Below are 22758 nucleotides of genomic sequence, written 5' to 3'. Positions count from 1 at the left end.
ATGGTCTCGATCAGCCTGCGCAACGTCTGTCTCGACTACCCGCTCTACGGCGCCTACGACTTCTCGCTGAAGCGCCGGCTGCTCGGCCATCTCATCCGCGAGCCGGGCGAGATGCGGATCATTCGCGCCGTCGACAATGTCACGATCGAGGCCGAAGCCGGCGCCCGTATCGGGCTTGCCGGACCCAACGGCTCCGGCAAATCAACGCTGCTGCGCCTGATCGCCGGCGTCTATCCGCCGAGCAGCGGCCACGTCGCGATCAGGGGCAACGTCGTGCCTCTGCTCGGCCTGAACGCCGGGGTCAATCTGGACTTCGTGGCGGAGGACAACATCGCACTGCTGCTGCGGATCAGCGGCCGCAAGCCGACCCGCAGCGTGATCGACGAGATCTGGGCCTTCACCGAGCTCGAAGCTCGCATGCAGCGGCTGCCCTTGCGGATGTTCTCCTCGGGCATGCTGATGCGCGTGCTGTTCGCGACCGCCACCGCCTTCCCGGCCGACATCCTGCTGCTCGACGAATGGCTCAGCGTCGTCGACGATCATTTTGCGGAGAAGGCCGAGCGGCGGCTGCAACACCTGGTATCGCAGGCGGCGATCGTGATCATCGCCTCGCACGACCAACCGCTGCTGCGGCGCACCTGCTCCAGCATCATCAACCTCGATCACGGCCGCATCGCCTCGACCATCGCGGTCGAGCCGCCGGTCACGCACGCCTTCGAGTTCCGCGAGAAACGCGCATGAAACAGAACATCCTTTTCGTCTCCGAGTCGCTCGGACAACCCAATCACAAGCGCGGTATCTTCCACTTTACCCGGGAATTGGTACGTTCGCTCGCCGCGGAGGGCCATGAACTCACGCTACTCGTGGAGACCTCGAAGCGCTACCGCAAGCTGTGCCGGCGCGAGCGACGCACAAAGCTGTTTGCGGCACAGTCGCGCAATATCGAGCTGCTTGCTCTTTATCGCTTCCTGGACGAAGTCAACATGAGCGGGCCGGTAACGCTCAGCGGCACGCGCCGCAAGTTCGACTGGCTCCGCCACAGAGCCGGCATGATGCTGTCGCGTGACAACATCCTCTGCCTCCTGCGCGCCATCGGCCTGCGTGGCTTGCACGCGCGGATGATCGAGAACCGGACGGAAGCGCTCGAATACATTCCGCCGGATCTGAGTCATCTCGAACTGTTCGGCGACTTTCAGCTCGAGCCCGGATTCTTCAACTATCAGGACTCCTCGGCGTTCTTCCTGCTGCCGCCGCCGCGGATCGACGCGCGCGACTACGACGTCATCGTCGTGGACACCCCGACCCGGGTGGCGATCAAGCGCAGGCCCGACGCAAAGGTGATCTGCGTGGTCCACGACCTGTTGCCGCTCACCGACCTCAAGCTCAGCGACATCGCGACGCGGCAGTTCCTGGCGCGAATTCGCACCAGCCTGCAGCAGGCTGACGAGCTCGCCTTCGTTTCAAACTACAGCATGATGCGGTTCAGGGAACTGTTGCCGCAATTTGCGCACCTGCCGGCGCGGGTCGTGTATCCCCGCACCCGGTTCGACGCCCCGGATGTCCTGCACCTCCCAGCCCCGTCGGGGCGTCCGGGGCGGCCGAGCTTTGTCGTCATCGTCTCGAACGAACCGCGCAAGAACGTCGCCACCGTCATCCGCGCCTTCCGCGGCGTGCCACAGGCCGATCTCGTCGTGATTGGCTATGCCGGCGAGATCAGCCGGATGCGTAATCTGCCGTCAAACGTCCGCTTCGCCGGCTATGTCGACGAGCACGAGAAGGCGGCCCTGATCACCGAGGCGCACGGGCTGATCATGCCGAGCCTTGCGGAAGGTTTTGGCGTGCCGATCATCGAGGCGCTGGCGGCGAACACGCCGGTGCTGTGCTCTGACATCACGGTGTTTCGCGAGGTCGCGGGCGAGCTCGCCGACTATTTCGACCCGTTCTCGACCGACGCGATCGCAACCTCCGTTGCCCGCGTGCTGACGCGGCAGGAGGAGTGGCGCGGCAGGATCCGCGCGCGACGGCATGAGCTCGCCGAACGCTTCGGCTACGAGACCCAGGCGCGCGACTTCCTTGGGCGTGAGAGGCCCCGGGAACGCCTCGCCGCCGCGCAATAGGCATCGCTGCGCATGAGCGCTGAACCCGCGGTATGGCCCGGTCCGGCCGGACCACAAGCCTTGCGCGCCCGTTGGCAAGCCATGGGCAAATCGCCCGCGCTGATCCGGGCCGCCGACGTGCTGGCCGCCCTGATCGCGGCGTCGCTGCCCTGGTCGACCACGGCGCCTTCGATCCTGGTCGGGCTCTGGCTGCTCGTGGTGACGCCGACCATCGACTGGCGCGACTATTCGCGCCAGCTCGCACGGCCTGCCTTCGCCCTGCCCTTTGTCTTCCTGCTGCTTGCGCTGGTCGGCGTGCTGTGGTCGGACGGCGCGTGGGCGGACCGGCTGCATGCGATCAAGCCGGTCGCAAAGCTCGTGCTGATCCCGGCGCTACTCTATCATTTCAGCCGATCCGAGCACGGCTTCCGGGTTTGCCTCGCCTTTCTCGCCTCCTGCGCGATGCTGGCGGTCTACTCCTGGATCGTTCTGCTCGATCCCGCCTGGAAGATCACCGCGACGGCGTCGGCCGGCGTTCCCGTCAAGAACTACATCGACCAGAGCCAGGAATTCACGCTCTGCGCCTTTGCGCTTGCCCTGCCCGCGCTGACTTTCTGGCGCGGCGGACGCGTGGCCGCGACAGCGGTCTGCGCGGCACTGATCTTGCTGTTCGCCACCAACATGGTGTTCGTTGCCTCGGCCCGGACGGCGCTGCTCTGCATCGCGGTGCTGCTCGCCCTCTTCGCCTGGAGGCATTTGAGCGGGCGCGCGGCGCTGGTCCTGCTCGCGGGCACGATCGCCGCGAGCGCATTGGCCTGGACGGCATCGCCCTATCTACGCCAGCGCATCACCGACGTCGCCGTCGAATACCGTCATGGCCACGAGAACATCAGTCGCGCCTCGACCGCGCAGCGGCTGACCTATTGGCGCAAGGCGCTTCACGCTTTCACCGAGGCACCTCTGATCGGCCACGGCACCGGATCGATCAAACGCCAGTTCGAGCGCGCGGCCACCGGCGGGAGCAGCCTCGACGCCGAGATCGTCAGCAATCCGCACAATCAGACCCTCAATGTCGCCATGCAGTGGGGCCTGTTGGGCGTCATCCTGCTCTACGCAATGTGGATCGCCCATCTCCGCCTGTTCCTGGGCGAGGGTCTCGCGGCGTGGATCGGCCTTGCCGCCGTCGTCCAGAACATCGCGAGCTCGCTGCTGAACTCGCATTTGTTCGATTTCCACGAGGGCTGGATGTATGTGCTGGCCGTCGGCGTCGCCGGCGGCATGGCGCTGAAAGCCAAAAGAGGAGACACGGCCGGCAGCCGGCCCTGACTACTGGCTGCGCTCGTGGCCGACCTCACCGGTGATGACGTCGCCGAACAGCTCCCAGGCCTGTCCATTGAAGCGCATCAACTGCATCTGCTCGATCGGGAAGTAGTCGTCCGGCGAGGTGTTGACCATGATGCCGGGCAGCATGAGGTCGGTGTGGAAATCCTTCAGGCTGGTGGCCTGCTTCATCGCATTCTCTCGCGAGAGGTTGTCGCCGCACTGCTTCAGAACCTGCGCCATCGCCTCGGCTTGCACATAGCCATAGAGATTGTTGGCGTTGGCCTTGTCGCCGTCGGGGTAATATTTGTCCATGAACTCGCGCCATTTGATCACAGCCGGATCCTTGTCCCAGGTCGGATCGGTCGGGTCCTTCAGATACGCGGTCGAGATGATGTCCTTGGCATAGTCGAGGCCGGCGGGCTTCAACACCGACGCGATCGACGTTGCTGTGTTTGCAAGGAAGAATTTCGGCTTCCAGCCAAGCTCTCCCACTTTACGGATCGCCTGCGCCGAGCCCTTCGGCGCAGCCCAGGAGAAGAAGATGTCGGCGCCTGAATCGTGCAGCGCCACGATCTGCGAGTCGATCGAGGGATCGCTGACCTCGTAGGATTTGTCGGCGATGATCATGTTCGCCTTGTCGCCAAGCCCGTCCTTCAGGCCCTTGAACTGGTCCTTGCCGGCGTCGTCGTTCTGCCAGAGCACCGCAATCTTGCTGTTTGGAAACTTGTCGCGGATGTATTTTGCGTAGATGCGCCCCTCGCTCTGGTAGTTCGGCTGGAAGCCCATGGTCCACGGAAAATTCTTGGGATCGCCGAACTTGGTGCCGCCGGAGGCGACGAACAGCTGCGGCACCTTCTTGGCGTTCATGTATTTCATGATCGCCGAGTTGGAGGGCGTGCCGAGCGGCTGGAAGATCAGCAGCACCTCGTCGCTCTCGACCAGCTTGCGCGCCTGCTCGATCGCCTTCGGCGGCGAATAGGCGTCGTCATAGCTGATGAAGTTGATCTTGCGGCCGTTGATCCCGCCCTGGTCGTTGATCATCCTGAAATAGGCGGCCTCGGTCTTGCCGATCACGCCATAGGACGACGCCGGCCCGCTATAGGGCATGATGTTGCCGATCCTGACTTCGGTATCGGTGGCTCCGGGATCGTATTTCTTCTGCGCCAAAGCCGGTGTCGTGACGAGCACGCCGGCAGCAAGAATGGCGAGGGCAGCAAGGTTTTCGCGACGACCCGGCATCGTTCTCTCCCCTGTGTTTTGTAGTCTTGTTTTGTGGAGAGTGTCGCAAGGAGACTCGCGGCTGGCAAGCGCCACGATTTTCCGCACGGTGAAACGGCGAAGCTGGAACTTACGCGCCGCGCCGCAGCACATTTAGAACGCGCCCGTCGATCACGAGCAGCGCGCTGCCGATGACGACGGCGCCCGCGATCTCGCGCACGGAGATCGGCTCGCCCAGCACCAGCCATCCCAGAAGAATGGCGGTGACGGGGATGAGCAGCGTCACCAGCATCACATTGGTCGCGCCCGAGCGCCGTATGATCTGAAAGAAGACGATGTAGGCGAGCGCCGTCGACAGGCCGGCAAGGCCGAGCACGGCAAGCCAGGTCGCGAGGCCTGGTATTGGAAGACGCCACGGCTGCTCCACCGCACCGGCGACGACTGCCATCATCGCCGTGGATGCCATCAGTTGAAACGTGGCGGTGCCGAGCGGGGCCGAGTCCTTCAACAGCCGCCGCGCCGCGAGTGCTGCAAAGCCGTAGCTGAGCGCGCCGCCGAGGCAAAGCAGGATGCCGAGCCCCTGCCCGGTCCGCGTCTCGATCCCCCATCCGCGCAGGATGATCACACCGAGAAGGCCAAGCGCCACGCCGGCCACGCGCCGCATCTGCAGGGCCTCTTCTCTCGCGGCAGCCATCACCATCACCGTGAACAGCGGTGTGGTCGCATTCAGGATCGACGCCAGTCCACTCGGGATGAAAGTCTGCCCGATCACGATCAGCGAGAACGGGATGACGTTGTTGAGCAGCCCGATCGCGACGAACGGCTTCCAGCCGACCACCCCCCTGGGGAAGCCGATCCCCTGCACGCGCAGGAGCGGGAGGAGGATGACCGCGCCAAGCGCGACGCGAAGGAGCACCAGCGTCAGCGGCGGCAATTCCCGCAAAGCCGCGCCGTTGAAGAAGAACGAGCCGCCCCAGAGAACCGAGAGCACAGCGAGCAGCGACCAGTCTCGCGCGTCGATCCGGTTGTCGTTCGGGGGCATGGGTTTCATCTCGATGGCAGAACCTGCCGCCTAGGACAGTGCGGCCGATCTTGCCACCCGTTTTCCGATGAAGCAGAGGTTTACAAAACCGCTGCTCGGAATGAATGGAGCGAACGAGGCTGCCCCATGTGATGCGACCTGACTAAAGCGGCTTCTTCGGCCGCGACACCAGCTCGATCATCTTGCCTTCATCGTCATCAGGCATCGCGGCCTTGGCTTGGGCGTAGGACTCGACCGCGGCACGCGAGACCAGCGGCTTGTCGGCGAGCAGGCTCTCGGCCAGCTTCACGGCGTACGCGGCATCCTTGTGCCGCAGCGCCGCCGTGAACGTCGCGCCGCTGAAATCGCGAGCGACCATGCGCTTGGAGTGACGCTGCACCTGCGGGCTTGCGGCAACGCCCGCCTGGATCGATTCCAGCACGAGGTTCATGTCGAGCCCGGCCTGCTCGGCGATGGCGAGGCCCTCGGCGAGCCCGGCGATCTGGATCGCGCCCATCAGATTGTTGATGAGCTTGTAGACGGTACCGGAGCCGACCGCGCCGAAATGACGGATGGTCGAGCCGATCGGCGTGAGATAAGGACGCGCCCGTTCGAGATCGGCCGCGTCGGCGCCGGCGAGCAGCGTCAGCTTTCCGCTCGCTGCCGCATCCGGCAATCCCGTCACGGGGCAATCGATGTAGATGAGCCCGCGCGCATTGAGCTCGCGGCCCATCTCGCGCGCATGGTCATAGGAGACGGTGGAGCATTCGATCGCGATGGTGCCGGCCTTCGCTGTCTTGGCCGCGCCCTTGGGACCGAGCCAGACCGCGCGCGAAGCCTCGTCATCGGCAACCATGGTCACGACAGCGTCGGCGTCGATCGCGGCATCCTCTGGCGAAGTCGCCCAATGCGCGCCGCGCGCGATGAGGTCTTCGGCCTTCGCCTTGCTTCGATTCCACAGCGTCACCGTGAAGCCGGCATCGAGATAGCGGCCGGCCATGCCGTGACCCATCCGCCCCAATCCGATGAAGGCGACACGGGGCATGATCAGTCCACGTCCTCGATATCGGCGCCGGTGGTGCCGAAGGCGCGCTGCGCCAGCGTCGCGGCCATGAAGTCGTCGAGATCGCCGCCGAGCACGCCTGACGTGTCGGAGGTCTGCACGCCCGTGCGCAGGTCCTTGACCATCTGGTAGGGCTGGAGCACGTAGGAGCGGATCTGGTGGCCCCAGCCGATGTCGGTCTTGGCGGCCTGGTCGGCGGCAGCCTTCTCCTCGCGCTTCTTCAGCTCGATTTCATAAAGACGTGCGCGCAGCATGTCCCACGCCTGCGCGCGGTTCTTGTGCTGGGAGCGGCCGGCCTGGCAGACCACGGCAACGCCGGTCGGGATGTGCGTCAGGCGCACCGCGGATTCGGTCTTGTTGACGTGCTGGCCGCCGGCGCCGCCTGAGCGCATCGTATCGACGCGAACGTCGGATTCCTTGATGTCGATCTTGATGCTGTCGTCGATGACGGGGAACACCTGCACGCTCGAGAACGAGGTGTGGCGGCGCGCGTTGGAATCGAACGGCGAGATGCGCACCAAGCGGTGCACGCCGGCTTCCGTCTTCAGCCAGCCATAGGCATTGTGGCCGGAGACCTGGATCGTCGCCGACTTGATGCCGGCCTCTTCGCCCTCGGACTCTTCGAGATATTCGACCTTGAAGCCGTGCGTTTCGGCCCAGCGCGTGTACATGCGCAGCAGCATCTGCGCCCAGTCCTGGCTCTCGGTGCCGCCGGCGCCGGCATGGACTTCGAGATAGGAATCGAAGCGGTCGGCCTCGCCCGACAGCAGTGCCTCGAGCTCGCGCCGCGCCACCTCCTTCTTGAGGTTTTTCAGCGCAGCTTCGGCTTCAGCGACGACGCCGGCATCGCCCTCGGCCTCGCCGAGCTCGATCATGCCGATGTCGTCTTCGAGCTGCTGCTCGACCTTGCCGATGCCGGACAGCGAATCCTCGAGCGAGGTGCGCTCCTGCATCAGCTTCTGGGCTTTCTGGGGATCGTTCCAGAGGTTGGGATCTTCTGCGAGCTTGTTCAGCTCAGCGAGGCGCGCCGTCGATTTCTCGACGTCAAAGATGCCTCCTCAGCAGCCCGACTGACTGCTTGATCTCTTCTACCAACCGTTCGATTTCGGCGCGCATGTCGTTCTCTGGTCTCGCGGAATTGGTCCCGCAAACAACTGAAGTGGGGATGTAGCGGCGGCGGCTGCAAAGCGCAACCGCCGGAACCGCGATCGTCTGCCTTGTCCTAAGCCTTAGTACAGCCCGCCCGTGCCCGGCCGCATGAAGAAGCCGGAATCCGGTTGCTGCTGCTGCGAGGCCGGCATGCGGCCGTCGGCGTCGGCAACGCCGATGACCGAGTAGTTGTCCGGCGGCGCCGTGCCCGGCTTGAAGGCTTCGAGAATGGTTCCGCCGGTCTCGCCGGGGCCGGCGCGCATGCCGGTCTTGGCGACGACGCGCACAAGCTTGATGCCGGCCGGCACCTTGAACGGAACCGCGGGCTTGTCGGCGAGCGCGAGCTTGAGGAAATCGCGCGCGATGGGAGCAGCCAGATGGCCGCCGGTCGCGGCGTTGCCCTTACCGAGCGCGCGCGGCTTGTCGTAGCCCATATAGATGGCGACGGCGACGTCGGGCGAGAAGCCGACGAACCAGGCGTCCTTGGCCTCGTTGGTGGTGCCGGTCTTGCCGGCGATCGGCTTGCCGACCTCCTTGACCACGGTCGCGGTACCGGCCTGGACCACGCCTTCCATCAGCTCGGTGATCTGATAGGCGGTCATGGAGTCGAGCACCTGCTCGCGGCGGTCGATCAGCTGCGGCTCGGCCTGGTTCTTCCAGCCGCCGGGCGCGTCGCAGCCACGGCATTCGCGCTGGTCGTGCTTGAATATGGTGCGGCCGTAGCGGTCCTGGATACGGTCGATCAAGGTCGGCTTCACCCGGCGACCGCCATTGGCGAGCATCGAATAGGCCGTGACCATTCGCATCGCCGTGGTCTCGCCGGCGCCGAGCGCGTAGGAGAGATAGTTCGGCAGCTCGTCATAGACGCCGAAGCGACGGGCATATTCGCCGATCAGGGGCATGCCGATGTCCTGCGCGAGGCGCACGGTCACGGTGTTGAGCGACTGCCGCAGCGCGTTGCGCAGCGTCACCGGCCCCTGGAATTTGCCCGACGAGAAGTTTTCAGGCCGCCACACGCCGGCGCCCTGCCCCTGGTCGATCTCGATCGGCGCGTCGAGCACCACGGTCGACGGCGTATAGCCGTTGTCGAGCGCAGCCGAATAGACGATCGGCTTGAACGACGAACCGGGCTGCCGGTAGGCCTGCGTGGCGCGGTTGAACTGGCTCTGGTCGAACGAGAAGCCCCCGACCATCGCGAGCACGCGGCCGGTCCATGGGTCCATCGCCACCATCGCGCCGGAGACTTCGGGAATCTGGCGCAGCCGGTACTGGCCCTCGACGGGCTGGCCGTCCTTGTAGAGCGGATCGGCATAGATCACATCGCCGGGCTGAAGCACCTGCGACACCGCCGTCGGCGTCTTGCCTTTGGTGCCGCCCTGCGCGGCGCGCGCCCAGCGCACGCCGTCGACCGTGACGATGCCGGTCTCGCGCTGCTTGCTGACGGCGCCGCCGAGCTCGCGGCTCGGCTGGAAGCCGATGCGCGCGGACTGGTCGCTGGTCTCCAGCACCACCGCCATGCGCCATGGCGAGATGTCGGAGAGCGACTTGATCTCGGCGAGCTTGACGCCCCAATCGCCCGACGTATCGAGCTTGCTCATGGCGCCGCGATAGCCCTGCTGCTCGTCATAGTTCACGAGGCCTGAGACCATGGCCTTGCGCGCCATGACCTGGATCTTCGGATCGAGCGTGGTGCGGACGGAGAGACCGCCTTCGTAAAGCTTCTTCTCGCCGTAGCGCTCGAAGATGTCGCGGCGAACTTCCTCGGCAAAATATTCGCCGGCGAAGGTGTGGGCCCCGTTGGAACGGTTGGTGACGGCCAGCGGCTCCTTGCGGGCCTTGTCGGCGTCGGCCTGCTTGATCCAGCCGTTCTCCAGCAGACGATCGATGACGTAGTTGCGGCGCTCGATGGCGCGATCGCGGTTACGCACCGGATGCAGCGTCGCCGGCATCTTCGGCAGCGCCGCAAGATAGGACGCTTCCGCGACGGTCAGCTCGTTCACAGACTTGTCGAAATAGACCAGCGAGGCGGCCGCGATGCCGTAGGCACCCAAGCCCAGATAGATCTCGTTCAGATACAGCTCGAGGATCTTGTCCTTCGAGTAGGTCTTCTCGATGCGCATCGCCAGCAAGGCTTCCTTGATCTTGCGGGCGAAGGAGACCTCGTTGGTCAGAAGGAAGTTCTTGGCGACCTGCTGGGTGATGGTGGAGGCGCCCTGCGGACGGCGGTTGGAGCCGTAATTCTGGATATAGACCACGCCGGCGCGCGCCATGCCGGTGTAGTCGATGCCGCCATGCTCGTAGAAATTCTTGTCCTCGGCGGCGAGGAAGGCGTTGATCACGAGCTTCGGCACCGCCTGGATCGGCAGGTACAGCCGCCGCTCCTTGGCGTATTCGCCGAGCAGCGAGCCATCGACCGCGTGCACGCGGGTCATCACCGGCGGCTCGTAATCCTGAAGCTGAGAGTAGTCGGGCAAGTCCTTGGAGAAATGCCAGATCAGGCCTGCGATGGCACCGACACCAACAAGGAACAACACCGTTCCCGCGGCGAACAGGAAGCCCATGAACCGCACCAGCAAGCGCATTATGTGTTTATCCGTTCAAACTCTGGATCAGCCCAGTATCAGCCCCTTGGCACCAAAACAGGCGCCAGCCTCACGTCGCGAATTCACCGGCCTACTCAATACTATCCGTGCCGGACCCAAGACGCTTGCCGAGCGGGATTCTCGCCGATTCCGGAACCCCCTGCGGCATTTTTATAGAGCGCCCGCTGTGGCCAAACTAGGGCTTTTGCGGCGGGACGGAAAATCCCTCTCAATTCGACGGGCCGACGGTGGCCATTCGCTTGGTCAGGAACCCGTCGATCGCCTGCGCCATCGAGCCCACGGCTTTGGACCGCCAGCCCTCGGACACCAGATGTTCGAGGTCGCCCTTGTTGGAGACATAGCCGATCTCGACCAGCACCGACGGCACGTCGGGCGCCTTCAGGACCCGGAAGCCGGCCGATTTCAGGGGATGCTTGTGCATCCGCACGGTCGACTTCATTTCGCCCATCAAAAGCCGGGCAAAACGGCTTGAAAAGGTACGGGTTTCCCGCTGGGTGAGGTCGATCAGGATGTCAGCGACATCGGTCGGCTCCTCCGCGAGATTGAAGCCGGCGATCGCGTCCGCCCGGTTTTCCGCGTCAGCCAGCCGCTGCGCCTCGGCGTCGGAGGCCTTGTCGGACAGCGTGTAGATGGTCGCGCCCTGCGCATCACCCTCGGCGCGCGGCAGCGCGTCGGCATGGATCGAGACGAACAGCGCGGCTTTGAGGTTGCGCGCGACTTTGACCCGGTCGTTGAGCGGGATGAAGGTGTCGTCGTCCCGGGTCATCACCACGCGGTATTTGCCGGCCTTGTCCAGCCGGTCGCGCAGCGCCAGCCCAAAGGCCAGCACCAGGTTTTTCTCGCTCTCGCCGCTCGACTGCGTGCCATTGTCGATGCCGCCATGGCCGGGATCGATCACGACGATCGGACGGCCGTCGGCCTTCTGCTGCGGGGCATCCGGAGCTGCGGCGGCCGGAACCGTTGCGGGCGGCGCATCGGCGATTGCGGGCCGCAGTTCGGGACGTTTTTCCGGAGCGAGCGTCGACACGAAGGCGGTGCGGTCGACCTCCTCCAGTTCGAGCACGAGCCGGGCCGGCTGGCCGTTGGCCGCCTCCACCACATAGGAATTGGCGATCTTGGCCGGGCCTGTCAGGTCGAACACGATTCGCGAGCCGCCCGGCATGACCAGCCCATAGCGGAAGGCCTTGACCAGTCCCCGCCCTGCGATCCCGGTGCCCGCAGGCAGCTGAAAATTGACCTGGGGCACATCGACCACCACCCGGTACGGGTCGGCCAGGGTGATGGCGCGGAAGGTGACGGTCTGATCGATGTCGAGAATGAAGCGGGTCTGCTTGCCATCGCCGGCCAGCCGGGCCGCCGAGGCGATTGGAAAATTCGCTACCGCAACAGGGGGTTGCGGCTGGCTTTCCGCCGCGCTCAGGCGCCAGGAATCAGCCCACGCCAATGCTGCGGCGCACAGAACCACGCATCCCAGCAAAACCCTTTGATTTGTGCGGCTCGCCACCGATTCCGTGCCTCCGAGCAGCCCTTTTAACGCAATAGAACCACAGGGTTAATTGGTCCTTAATGCCAAGATGCACGAAACTCCCCGACTGTGACCGCCGTGCGACGCTCCCTTGCACGGTTGGCCCATTCCACGTATGTACGGAGTGCTGACGGCCGATATTTCCGGTTGTGTCGCATTCAGCCTCCCGGTGCAGCGCCGGAACTCTCAAGGTTTGGGAATTCCAGCGTTTTTCCGTTCCCCTCAAAGACCAGCGCGGTGCGCGGCAGCGAGGTGGAGCGGGTCAAGCCCCGGTGGCGGACGGTCCCCGGTTACCACCGCGTTTCCGGGACGGTTTAACAGCGACGCGACCCGTTACCCGGTCCCTTAATCCCAAGGGAGCGGTTCGTAATCCCCAAGGCGAGCGCGCTCGCGCCATGCCTGGCCAGCAGCAACTGATTGAGGGGCGGCCCCGCCGCCCAATGTTTCATACGGGCCGACGCTTGATGCGCCAGACTGTGCCGACGAATTCTGAAGGACCGTTCGCGACGCTGCGGAGTGACAATCCCGCGCGCCGCTTCGGTCCTGAAGCTTCCGATTCGGCAAGGCGCGAGAGACGGCGTTTCGGCCTTCCCCTCACCCCCGAATCAGGTGGACCGTCGCGTCACCCGGCAGCGCAGATCGCGCCCACGGTGAATCGCGCCCGCCGCCGCCAAGAGTTAAGACATGCCCAACAAGATGTTGATCGATGCCACCCACCCGGAGGAGACCCGGGTCGTCGTGGTCCGCGGCAATCGCGTCGAAGAGTTTGATTTCGAGACCGCGCAACGCAAGCAACTGCGCGGGAATATCTACCTCGCCAAAGTCACCCGGGTGGAGCCTTCGCTCCAGGCCGCCTTTGTCGAATATGGCGGCAACCGCCACGGCTTCCTTGCCTTCAGCGAAATCCATCCCGACTACTACCAGATCCCGGTCGCCGACCGGCAGGCACTGATCGAGGCCGAGGAACAGGCCCATCGCGAGGCCGAGGAAGAGAGCGAGAACCGCTCCCACGGCCGTCGCCGCTCGCGCCACCGCAACGCCCGCCGCCGCGGCCATGGCGATCGCGTCCGTAGCGACATCGTCGAGGGCCTCGAGGCCGGCGCCGATCCAGCGGCCCAGCCGGTCGAGGGCGAGACCCTGCAGGCGCACGCCGAGGGCGCTTCGCACGAGGGCGAGCACCTGCACGCCGACGCCGAGCATCACGATCATGATCATGGCGACCATGATCACCACGATCATGACCACGAAGGGCATGACCACGAAGGACATGGGCACGATGATCATCATCATGGCCATGATGACGATCACCATCACGCGCACGATCATGACCACGGTCACGACGGCGAGCACGATCGTCACGACCATGATCATGCCGACGAGACGCCCGCGCCTGTCGCTGCCGTCGGCGCCGAGCCCGTGGTGGCAACCGAGACCGCCGCCGAACCGCAGGAGGCCCACACCTTCGAGGCTCACGCTTCCGAAGCCCACGCCTCCGAAGCCCACGCCGAGGCTCTCGCCGAAGCCGTGACCGCTGCCGCTGAACCCGCCGACGCCGTCTACGGTGAGAGCACTGATGCGCCGCATGCCGAGGCCACGGAAGCAGCCGGCGAAGACGACGACGAGGACGAAGACGACGGCGAGGATGCCGAAGAGGAAGTCGTCGAATCCGTCGGCGGCGACGACGTGCTCGAGGAAGTGCCGGAGCGCACGTTCCGCCCGCGCCGCCAGTACAAGATCCAGGAAGTCATCAAGCGCCGCCAGGTGATGCTGGTGCAGGTCGTCAAGGAAGAGCGCGGCAACAAGGGCGCGGCGCTGACGACCTATCTCTCGCTCGCCGGCCGCTATGCCGTGTTGATGCCGAACACCGCGCGCGGCGGCGGCATCAGCCGCAAGATCACCAGCGCCCAGGACCGTTCGCGCCTGAAGGAAGTGGTGCAGGATCTGGACGTGCCCGAGGGCATGGGCATCATCCTGCGTACCGCCGGCGCCGCCCGCACCAAGCCCGAGATCAAGCGCGACTTCGAATATCTGATCCGGATGTGGGAGACGGTGCGCGATCTGACGCTGAAATCGCAGGCCCCGACCCTGGTCTACGAGGAAGGCTCGCTGATCAAGCGCTCGCTGCGCGACCTCTACAACAAGGAGATCGACGAGATCTCGGTCGCCGGTGAGTCCGGCTACCGCGAAGCGCGCGACTTCATGAAAATGCTGATGCCCGCCAATGTCAGCGCGGTACGGCAGTACCGGGACGGCCAGCCGCTGTTCTCACGCATGGGTGTCGAGAGCCAGCTGGACGCGATGTTCTCGCCGACCGTGCAGTTGCGCTCCGGCGGCTACATCGTGATCAACCAGACCGAGGCGCTGGTCTCGATCGACGTCAACTCCGGACGATCGACCCGCGAGCACCATATCGAGGACACCGCGCTCAAGACCAATCTGGAAGCGGCCGAAGAGGTCGCCCGCCAGCTCCGCCTGCGCGACCTCGCCGGCCTGATCGTCATCGACTTCATCGACATGGACGAGAAGCGCAACAACCGTTCGGTCGAGCGCAAGCTGTCCGATTGCCTCAGGCAGGATCGCGCGCGCATCCAGGTCGGCCGCATCTCGCATTTCGGCCTGCTCGAGATGTCGCGCCAGCGCATCCGCGCCAGCGTGCTGGAATCCTCGACCGATCCCTGCCCGCATTGCGGCGGCACCGGCCACGTCCGCTCGGTCTCCTCGGTTGCGCTCCAGTTGCTGCGCGGCCTCGAAGAGATCCTGATGAAGGGCGCGACCCACAACCTCGTGGTCCGCACCCGCACCGACGTCGCGCTCTATGTGCTGAACCACAAGCGCGGCCATCTGCGCGACCTCGAGAACGGCTTCAAGGTTACGCTGGCCGTCATCGCCGACCCCAGCGTCAGCGGACCGCAGGCCTATCTCATCGACCGCGGCGAGCAGGTGCATACGCTGGAAGCCGCCAAGGCGCTGCTGGCGGCACAGGCCGCGGCAAGCCCGCCGCCGCTGGCCGAAGAGGCCTATGACGACGAGGAATTTGATCCGGAGCTGGAATCCGAGGTCGAGACCGAGGAGACCGAAGGTCTCACCGAGGAGCAGGCTGGCGGCGAAGCGGCCTCCGAGCAGGACGGCCAGCGCCGCAAGCGCCGCCGTCGCCGGCGCGGCCGCGGTGGCCAGCGCGACGGCGAGGTGCGCGAGGATGGCGCTCCGACGTCTTCCGAGGCGGCCGTTGCGGCCGGCGAAGGTGAAGAGGACGCCGAGTCCGAGCAGGACGGCGAGGAAGGTGAGGACCAGGCAGCCCGCGGCGAGCAGCAGGGCAGCGGCGATCGCCGCCGCCGGCGGGGTCGTCGCGGTGGACGCCGCCGTCGTGGGGGCAACGAGGAAGGTCTCGCCGGCTCGATCGGCGACGAGCTCGCAGCCAGTGCGCCGCCGGAAGCGACCAATGCCGTTGCCGATTTCGACGGCTTTGGCGGCGAGGCTGCGCCCTCGATCGCTCAGGCCGAACACACCGTCGAGCCGCAAGTCACTGAACCCGTCAGCCAGCCCGAGCCGCGTGCCGAGGTGCAGATCGAGGCGCCGGCCCAGCCCGAGCCCGCTCCTGCCGCTGCGGAAGAAGAGCCCGCCGACGACAAGGCTGCGCGTCGCCGCTCCACGGTCCGGGAAAAGGTGAGCTTCCTGTCGAGCAGCCAGAGCGAGCCGGCAGCGCCGGTTGCGCAGGCAGCCGAACCGGTCGCCGCGCCGACCCCGGCGCCTGAGCCCGCGCCGGAAGCGGCAAGCGAGACGCCGGCTGCACCGCGTCGCGCCGGCTGGTGGTCGCGCCGGTTCGGCGGCGGCGAGTAAGCCGGACATTCAATGCAAAACGCCCGGCACAGCCGGGCGTTTTTGTTTCGACACTCGCCTCGCTCGCTACGGCGGCGGCAGTTCGTCGTGACCCGGTGGCACGGCGTCGCGCGCAGCGATCTGGCGGAGCTGGTCGTAGAGATCAGGTGCTTCGCTGGTGCAGAGACAGACGCCCAGCGCCGGCGTTGAGATAGGCGTGGCCCATGGTGCTGTCGAGATAGATACCATCGCCCTCGCCAAGGATCGCCGGTGTGTAGAACATGGCGCAGCAGCGGTCCGAATTCCTCCAGCGAGCGTGCGCAGACCTTGGCCAGGATCGGCCATGCGTTTGCCGATCAGCTTGGTGCATTGATATGTGCTAGATCGTTTTCGCAGTTTGAGAGGGATTGGCATTTGTCAGAGCTTTGCAACTCCAGCGCCGTTGAGCTGCGCCGCCTGCTGGCCGCCCGGGCGATCTCGCCTGTCGAGCTGCTGGAGTCCTGCCTGTCGCGGGTCGCGACCATCAATCCCGCCGTCAACGCCGTCGTGACGCTGGACGTATCAGGCGCGCGCATTGCGGCCAAGGAAGCCGAGGCCGCGATCCTGCGCGGCGAGGATCGTGGCGCGCTGCACGGGCTTCCCGTTCTCATCAAGGACACCCAGGACACTGCCGGGCTGCGCACCACCTATGGCAGCCCGTTGCTGAGCGACAACGTCCCGATCGCCGACCAGGGCTCGGTCGCGCGGCTGCGCGCGGCGGGTGCGATCATCTTCGGCAAGACCAACACGCCGGAATGGGCGGCCGGCGGCAACACCCGCAACCCCGTGTTCGGCGCGACCGGCAATCCCTTCGATCCCTCACGCTCGGCGGCCGGCTCCTCCGGCGGCTCGGCGGTGGCGCTCGCCTGCGGCATGGCCCCGCTCGCCTCGGGCTCGGATACCGGCGGCTCCCTGCGCAATCCGGCCGGCTTTGCCGGCATCGTCGGGATGCGGCCATCCTACGGGCTTGTGGCGAGCGAGAAGCGCGCGTTCGGCTGGTCCAATTTGTCGACCGACGGGCCGATGGCGCGCAATGTCGCCGACACAGCGTTGATGCTGTCGGTGATGGCGAGCGACGATGCCCGCGATCCACTCGCCTATACGCTGCCCGGCGAACCCTTGCGCGCTCGCGCCGAGCGCTGGGCCGCGCCGCGCCCTGCGGAGCTCGGCAAGCTGCGTCTCGCCTTCACGGAGGATTTCGGCTTCGCACCGACCGAGCAGGCGATCCGCCGCGTGTTCCGTCACCGCGTCGGCAAGCTCGCAACCCTCTTCGCCGAATGCCGCGAAGCGACGCCGGATTGCTCCGGCGCCGACGACGCCTTTGCGGTGCTGCGCGCGGGCCTGTTCCTGGCCATGCACGGCAAGAACTACAAAGAGCGTCCCGAGATGCTCGGCCCCAATGTCCGCGCCAATGTCGAGGAAGGCCTCGCCTACACGCTCGAGGATCACGGCCGCGCTGCGACGACGCAGACTCGGATCTATCGCGCCTGGCAGAGCTTCTTCGAAAGCTGCGACGTGCTGATCAGCCCGACCATCACGCTGAGCCCGCGGCTGTGGTCGGAGCTTTATCCGGCCGAGATCGACGGCGTGCGGACGAAATCCTACTTCCACTGGCTCGCGCTCGCCTATGCCGTGACGCTTCCCGGTCATCCCGCGATCAGCATTCCCCTCGGTCTCGACGAAGCCGGATTGCCTTTCGGCCTCCAGATCGTCGGTCCGCGTGGCGGCGATGCCATCGTGCTTTCGGTTGCGGCAAGCATCGAAGCGGCGTTGGCTGATGATGCGCAATTGTGCCGGCCGGTCCCCGATCTGGCACGGCTTGCCGCGGCGCCGCCGCTGTCGGCCGCCCCCGGCTTCCTCGCCTGGGAATGACCGACCTCGTCCCACAACCGGTCTGACAGGAGAATTCTGCCCATGCAAAACGCGATCGTTCTCGGCGGCGGCATGATCGGCGTGAGCGCGGCGCTGCATCTGCGGCAGCGCGGCTGGGCCGTCACGCTCGTCGACCGCAGGGAGCCGGGCCGCGAGACCAGCTACGGCAATGCCGGAATGATCCAGGCGGAAGCGGTCCGCCCCTATCCGATGCCGCGCGACCTTGCCACACTCCTGAAGATCGCGACCGGCCGCACCAACGACGTGCGCTACAGCCTGTCGTCACTCCATCTCCATATCGAGCCCCTGCTCCGCTACTGGTGGCATTCGGCGCCGAAGCGGCATCGCGAGGCGATCGACGCCTGGGCGCGGCTGATCGCCTACGCGACGGCGGAGCACGACATCCTCATTCGTGAAGCCCATGCCGACAATCTCATCCGCCGCGCGGGATACCGGCATCTGCATCGCGACGCAGCTTCCTTCGATCTCGCCGTCAAGTCGGCGGAAGAAGACGAGCGCGAATTCGGCGTGAGGTTTCGTGCGCTCTCCGGGGCCGAGCTCGCCAAGGCCGAACCGATCCTGCGCGACGACCTGCCCGGCGCGATCCACTGGCTCGACACCTGGACCGTGTCCGATCCCGGCGCGCTGGTCACGGCCTATGCCGAGCTGTTCGAGCGCCTCGGCGGCGCGATCGTGCTCGGCGACGCCCAGAGTTTGCAGCAGACCGCGACCGGCTGGTCGGTCGATACGGACAACGGTCGCATCGACGCAACCCACGCCGTCGTGACACTCGGGCCGTGGTCGCCCGATCTCCTGCACAAATTCGGCTACCGCATTCCGCTGGTGCGCAAGCGCGGCTACCACATGCATTACAGCGGCGGCGCGTCGCTCGATCTGCCGCTGGTCGACAAGGCCGGCGGCTATGCCATGGGTCCGATGGCGAAAGGAATCCGCATCACCACCGGGGCGGAATTGACCGGCATGGATGCACTTGCCACCCCGGTGCAGCTCGCCAGCGCCGAGGCGTCCGCGCGCGAGCTGATCGACCTCGGCAGGCGCGTCGAGCCGGATCCGTGGTTCGGCACCCGCCCCTGCACGCCCGACATGCTGCCGGTGCTCGGCCCCGCGCCGCGCCATCCCGGCCTCTGGATGAATTTTGGCCACGGCCACCAGGGCTTTACTCTGGGACCCGCGACGGGACGCCTGCTCGCCGAGATGATGAGCGGCGAGACGCCGGCGATCGATCCGACGCCATACCGGCCGGAGCGGTTCTAGGCCGACGCGTCGAGGCAGCCTATCGCGCGCAACCCTTGCCAGGCCGGCGCCGCCACGTGCGGCCCCCGCGGAAGGCACATCAGCTCAGCGCGCCGTCTTCCTGGCCGCTGCCACAAGGCCATTCAGCCAGTCTTGATGGCCGTTGATCATGGGATTGGGCTTGGCATTCGCCAGATCGATCGCCGGCTTCCCTTTCTGGGTTTCCTGCGTGAGGATGCGGACCCGGCCTTCGGACAGATCTTCGACGAGCCAGGCGTGATGCACGTCTAATCGTGTATCGCCCTCCCCGGCCCAGCCGTGCCATGCAACGCGGCCGGGGTCGCCACCGACCGGAGCGACGTATTCGACAACCTGGGCTTCGACGGGAAAACCAAAAGTCTCGAAATAGAACCGCGCGTCCTTGGCCAGCTCGGGACCTTTGCCGTCATGAAAGCGCACATTCGCGGAGTTGTCGTAGTAGGTCGGCCAGAGCGTCGCCCGGCTCAAGAGCGGCCAGATATCGGAGGCACTGAGACCCGCAACGATGACTTCGTTTGAGCAAAAATTCTCGGTGAGGCCGGGGATGTAGCCCTCCGGCCAGATGATTTCATGCATGGTGGGATCTCCGCTGATGCGGAGTCACCCTGCTGCCCGCTCAGATATTAGTCCAATCGCGAGTTCTGATCTAATATATCGCCATGGCTGATATCAGAACCGTGGACCTGAACCTGCTCAAGGCCCTTGATGCGCTGCTCGACGAGCGAAGCGTCACTCGGGCGGGAGAACGTCTGGCACTGAGCCAACCCGCCGTCAGCGGCATGTTGACCAGGCTGAGAGATGTTTTCGGCGACCCCCTGTTTGTCCGAGCCCAGCGCGGTGTCGTGCCGACGGCCCGCGCCGCTGGAACTTGCCGCCCCTGTAAAGCGGTTGCTCGGCGAGTTCGAGGCATTGTTGCAACCTCCGCTTTTTGATCCAGCGCACGCGAGCTTTACCCTGAGCATCGCTGCGACGGATTACGCACTTCGTGCGGTTGTTGTCCCGTTTCTCGAAGCGCTGCGCCCCCGAGCGCCCGGTATCCGGGTTGCCGTGCGCCCGATCGAAGACGGTCAGGTGTATGGTCAATTGGAGCGTGGCGAGACCGACCTGGCCTTGCTCACGCCGGAAACGACACCACCCGATCTGCACATGCGCAGGCTGTTCGACGAGCAATATGTCTGCGCACTTCGTCAGGATCATCCCGATGCCGCAAGCGGCGAACTCACGCTCGACCGCTTCTGCGCCCTCGACCACGCCCTCATGTCATATGCGGGCGAGACCTTTCGCGGCGTCACGGACGTTGCACTTGCCAAGATCGGCCGCGAACGGCGCATCACACTGTCTGTCGCGAGCTTTCTGGTGCTGCCGGAAATCTTGCGAACGAGCGATCTGATCGCAGTCGTTCCGCGACGGCTTATTCGCGGCAACGAAGGACTGGCCCTGTTTGCCCCTCCGATCCCGATTGAGGGGTTCACGAAGTCGGCGGCCTGGCATGCCCGGACGCACCACGACGCCGGACAGCGTTGGGCTCGCGCATTGATGTTCGAGACCTGCCTGCACGAGACGGAGGGGAGCGACGGCACAGGTTGAATGCGGGACGGCTTCCCAAGGATGTCAGCGTACCGCGTGTTGGACCAGCGCCTTCATTTAGCCTTCGGCGCTCGCCGCAAGCACGGCGAGCGCCGCCGACACACGCAGCAGCGGGTCGTCCCATTCGCGCGGGGCGCGCTGACGGAACAGCCGCATGGTCGGATACCAGGGACTATCCTCGCGCTCGCGCAGCCAGCGCCAGTCGAGCGCGTAAGGTGTCAGCATCCACACCGGACGTCCCAGCGCACCGGCGAGATGGGCAACCGATGTGTCGACGGCGATGACGAGATCGAGCGCCGCGACCGCCGCGGCGGTATCGGCGAAATCGCCGAGCGCCGGCGCAAGATCGATGACATCGTCCCCCAGCGCCGCCAGCACCGGAGCATCTTCGGGACGCGGCTCCTTTTGCAGGCTGTAGAGCTGCACGCCGGGCATCACGAGACGCGGCAGCACGGCCGCAGCCGACAGCGAGCGCTGCCGGTCGCCCTTGTGCCTGGCGTTGCCGGCCCAGACCACGCCGACCTTCAACGCCATCACCTCCGCGAGCGCCGCACGCCAACGCGACTGTTTTGCGGGATCGGGATGCAGATACGGCACATCGGCCGGGATGGTGTCGAGCGTCGTGCCAAAAATCCGCGGCAAGCTCATCAGCGGCAGTTGCAGGTCGAACGGCGGCAGCGCTTCACCGCGCGCGAACACCGTGACATCGGGGAGCTGCCGCAGCAGTGAGGCGAGCGCGGGCTGAACCTGCAGGATGATCTTGCCGCCGCTTGCTGTCACCATCGGCAGGTAGCGCACGAAATGCAGGGCATCGCCGAGACCGTATTCGGCGAACAGCAGCAGCGTTCGGCCGTTCAGGGGCTCGCCCTGCCATTCCGGCTCGATGAACGAGGGATCGCCGTCCGACAGCGTCTTGCATTTACGCCGCCATTGATAGGCCTCGAACCCGTTCACGAAGTCGCCGTTCATCAGCAGGAAATGCGCGTGGTTGTACTGGGCGAGCGGCTGCTCCGGGTCGAGCGCGATCGCGCGGTGCGAGACCGCCAGCGCCGCGTCGATCTCCCCGGCATTGCGCAGCGCGACCGCGAGATTGGCATGGCCCTTGGCATAGGCTGGATCGGCCACGACCGCGCAGCGATGCGCGGCGACCGCGTCGTCCGCACGCTCCTGCTTTTCGAAGACGATGCCGAGATTGGTCCAGGCCGGCGCGTGATCCGGCTTGAGCAGCAGCGCGTGCTCGCAGGCGGCAATCGCCTCGTCCCATGCGCCGAGCTCGGACAGACAGGCACCGAGATTGCTGGCGATGACATGGTCCGACGCATCAAGCGCAAAGGTCCGCCGGTAGATCTCCGCAGCCTCGTGCAAATGGCCGGCCTCGTGCAGGACGAGACCAAGCAGACGCAGCGCCGGGGCATTGTCCGCTGCGAGCGCGATGACGCGGCGGTACTGGACGATGGCGTCTTCGAGCAATCCTTGACGATAGAGCACGGCGCCGAGATTGCCGAGCAGCCCGGGATCGTCAGGATCGGCATCGAGGGCGCGGCGATAGGCAGCCTCGGCGTCGCCGAGCCTCGCCTGGTCCATGAGGAGATTGCCGAGATTGAGCCAGACGCCGCGATAACCAGGCTCCCGCGCGATCACGGCGCGATACGCCTCCTCCGCTTCAGTCAGCCGCCCTTGCTCCGCGAGCACGCCGGCGAGGTTGAAGCAGGCCCGCGTGAGATGTGCGTCGAGCTCGAGCGCGCGGCGGTAGGCGGCTTCGGCCTCGTCGAAGCGGGCGAGCTCGCCGAGCGCCACGCCGAGCTTGTTGTGCAGGCCGGCATCATCTGGACGCCGGACCAGCGCGCGCCGGAACGCCGCCACGGCGCCCTCCTGCTCACCCTTCACGGCAAGCGCATCGCCGAGCGTGACGAGTGCCGGTGCGTACTCCGTGTCGATCTTGAACACGCGGCCGAGCAGCGCGGCGCCGTCGGCCGCGCGATCGGTGACGAAGGCGGCCACGGCCGCCAGATGCAGCGCGGGCACATGATCCGGCTCTGCCCTCAGCACTTCCGCGCAGAGTGCATCCGCCCGGTCCGCGTGCCCGGCCGCAAAATGCTCTGCCGCCCGCAAAACAATCCGATTCACAGCCGCCTCGCCCACCATGCCGCCCG

16 protein-coding genes and 1 pseudogene are annotated in these 22758 nt (G+C 65.9%); 8 read left to right on the top strand and 9 right to left on the bottom strand.

All coding sequences use genetic code 11. The annotated features are described in order from the left end of the window. From NLM25_RS22150 to NLM25_RS22140, 3 genes are read left to right on the top strand one after another with little or no spacing between them, the layout of a single operon-like run. On the top strand, positions 1-741 hold the full coding sequence (locus NLM25_RS22150; protein ID WP_254138384.1) for an ABC transporter ATP-binding protein: 741 nt from the start codon (positions 1-3) through the stop codon (positions 739-741). Continuing rightward, on the top strand, positions 738-2117 hold the full coding sequence (locus NLM25_RS22145) for a glycosyltransferase family 1 protein (RefSeq protein WP_254138383.1): 1380 nt from the start codon (positions 738-740) through the stop codon (positions 2115-2117). Before NLM25_RS22150 ends, NLM25_RS22145 begins: the two co-directional genes overlap by 4 nt. Before the next feature lie 12 nt (positions 2118-2129). Beyond that, positions 2130-3422 carry an O-antigen ligase gene (locus tag NLM25_RS22140; protein WP_254138382.1) on the top strand — a complete coding sequence of 431 codons (1293 nt, stop codon included), beginning with the start codon at positions 2130-2132 and terminating at the stop codon, positions 3420-3422. On the opposite strand, the gene NLM25_RS22135 is transcribed toward NLM25_RS22140, so the two are convergent. From NLM25_RS22135 to NLM25_RS22110, 6 genes are all read right to left on the bottom strand, one after another. Continuing rightward, positions 3423-4658, bottom strand: coding sequence for an ABC transporter substrate-binding protein (locus NLM25_RS22135; RefSeq protein WP_254138381.1), 1236 nt, complete (start codon positions 4656-4658; stop codon positions 3423-3425). A gap of 109 nt (positions 4659-4767) precedes the next feature. Then, a complete protein-coding gene (locus NLM25_RS22130) occupies positions 4768-5679 on the bottom strand; it encodes a DMT family transporter (RefSeq protein WP_254138380.1) in 912 nt (303 codons plus the stop codon). A gap of 142 nt (positions 5680-5821) precedes the next feature. After that, entirely contained in the window at positions 5822-6703 is an 882-nt protein-coding gene (locus tag NLM25_RS22125; RefSeq protein WP_254138379.1) for an NAD(P)-dependent oxidoreductase, read from the bottom strand. Positions 6704-6705: 2 nt separating this feature from the next. After that, positions 6706-7837, bottom strand: a protein-coding gene (gene prfB / locus NLM25_RS22120) for a peptide chain release factor 2 (protein WP_254119011.1) whose coding sequence is annotated in 2 segments (ribosomal slippage) — positions 6706-7767 and positions 7769-7837 — 1131 coding nt in all. Because the reading frame shifts where the segments join, the coding sequence is not laid out codon by codon here. 113 nt (positions 7838-7950) lie between these two features. After that, positions 7951-10452, bottom strand: a complete 2502-nt coding sequence (locus tag NLM25_RS22115) for a penicillin-binding protein 1A (protein WP_254119009.1) — start codon at positions 10450-10452, stop codon at positions 7951-7953. Positions 10453-10681: 229 nt separating this feature from the next. Continuing rightward, positions 10682-11977: an N-acetylmuramoyl-L-alanine amidase gene (locus NLM25_RS22110; protein WP_254138378.1), complete on the bottom strand. Its 1296-nt coding sequence runs from the start codon at positions 11975-11977 to the stop codon at positions 10682-10684. Between the two features lie 705 nt (positions 11978-12682). Between NLM25_RS22110 and NLM25_RS22105 the strand changes: the two genes are divergently transcribed. After that, positions 12683-15835, top strand: coding sequence for a ribonuclease E/G (locus NLM25_RS22105; RefSeq protein ID WP_254138377.1), 3153 nt, complete (start codon positions 12683-12685; stop codon positions 15833-15835). Between the two features lie 66 nt (positions 15836-15901). On the opposite strand, the pseudogene NLM25_RS22100 reads toward NLM25_RS22105, so the two are convergent. After that, positions 15902-16192: pseudogene (locus tag NLM25_RS22100) on the bottom strand (transcriptional regulator); the annotation flags it as partial. A 36-nt stretch (positions 16193-16228) separates the two neighbouring features. On the opposite strand from NLM25_RS22100, the gene NLM25_RS22095 reads away from it, so the two are divergent. Together NLM25_RS22095 and NLM25_RS22090 are read left to right on the top strand one after the other, a co-directional pair. Next, positions 16229-17725 (top strand): amidase, encoded by a 1497-nt coding sequence (locus NLM25_RS22095; RefSeq protein WP_254138376.1) that lies wholly within the window; start codon positions 16229-16231, stop codon positions 17723-17725. 42 nt (positions 17726-17767) lie between these two features. After that, positions 17768-19000: an FAD-binding oxidoreductase gene (locus NLM25_RS22090; protein WP_254138375.1), complete on the top strand. Its 1233-nt coding sequence runs from the start codon at positions 17768-17770 to the stop codon at positions 18998-19000. 84 nt (positions 19001-19084) lie between these two features. Here the strand turns inward: NLM25_RS22090 and NLM25_RS22085 are convergent, their stop codons facing one another. Beyond that, entirely contained in the window at positions 19085-19594 is a 510-nt protein-coding gene (locus NLM25_RS22085; RefSeq protein ID WP_254138374.1) for an SRPBCC domain-containing protein, read from the bottom strand. A gap of 83 nt (positions 19595-19677) precedes the next feature. Between NLM25_RS22085 and NLM25_RS22080 the strand changes: the two genes are divergently transcribed. Both NLM25_RS22080 and NLM25_RS22075 read left to right on the top strand, forming a co-directional pair. Further along, complete coding sequence (locus NLM25_RS22080; RefSeq protein ID WP_254138373.1) at positions 19678-19950, top strand: LysR family transcriptional regulator; 273 nt, start codon at positions 19678-19680, stop codon at positions 19948-19950. Further along, on the top strand, positions 19856-20605 hold the full coding sequence (locus tag NLM25_RS22075) for a LysR substrate-binding domain-containing protein (RefSeq protein ID WP_254141238.1): 750 nt from the start codon (positions 19856-19858) through the stop codon (positions 20603-20605). The genes NLM25_RS22080 and NLM25_RS22075 overlap by 95 nt, the downstream gene beginning before the upstream one ends. Positions 20606-20662: 57 nt before the next feature. On the opposite strand, the gene NLM25_RS22070 is transcribed toward NLM25_RS22075, so the two are convergent. Further along, positions 20663-22750 (bottom strand): tetratricopeptide repeat protein, encoded by a 2088-nt coding sequence (locus NLM25_RS22070; protein ID WP_254138372.1) that lies wholly within the window; start codon positions 22748-22750, stop codon positions 20663-20665. Positions 22751-22758 lie beyond the last annotated feature (8 nt).

The sequence above is a fragment of the Bradyrhizobium sp. CCGB01 genome (genome assembly GCF_024199795.1).
Taxonomy (GTDB): Bacteria; Pseudomonadota; Alphaproteobacteria; order Rhizobiales; family Xanthobacteraceae; genus Bradyrhizobium.
The sequence above is the reverse complement of the archived record's forward strand: the minus strand, read 5'-3'. Positions and strand labels throughout refer to the sequence as shown.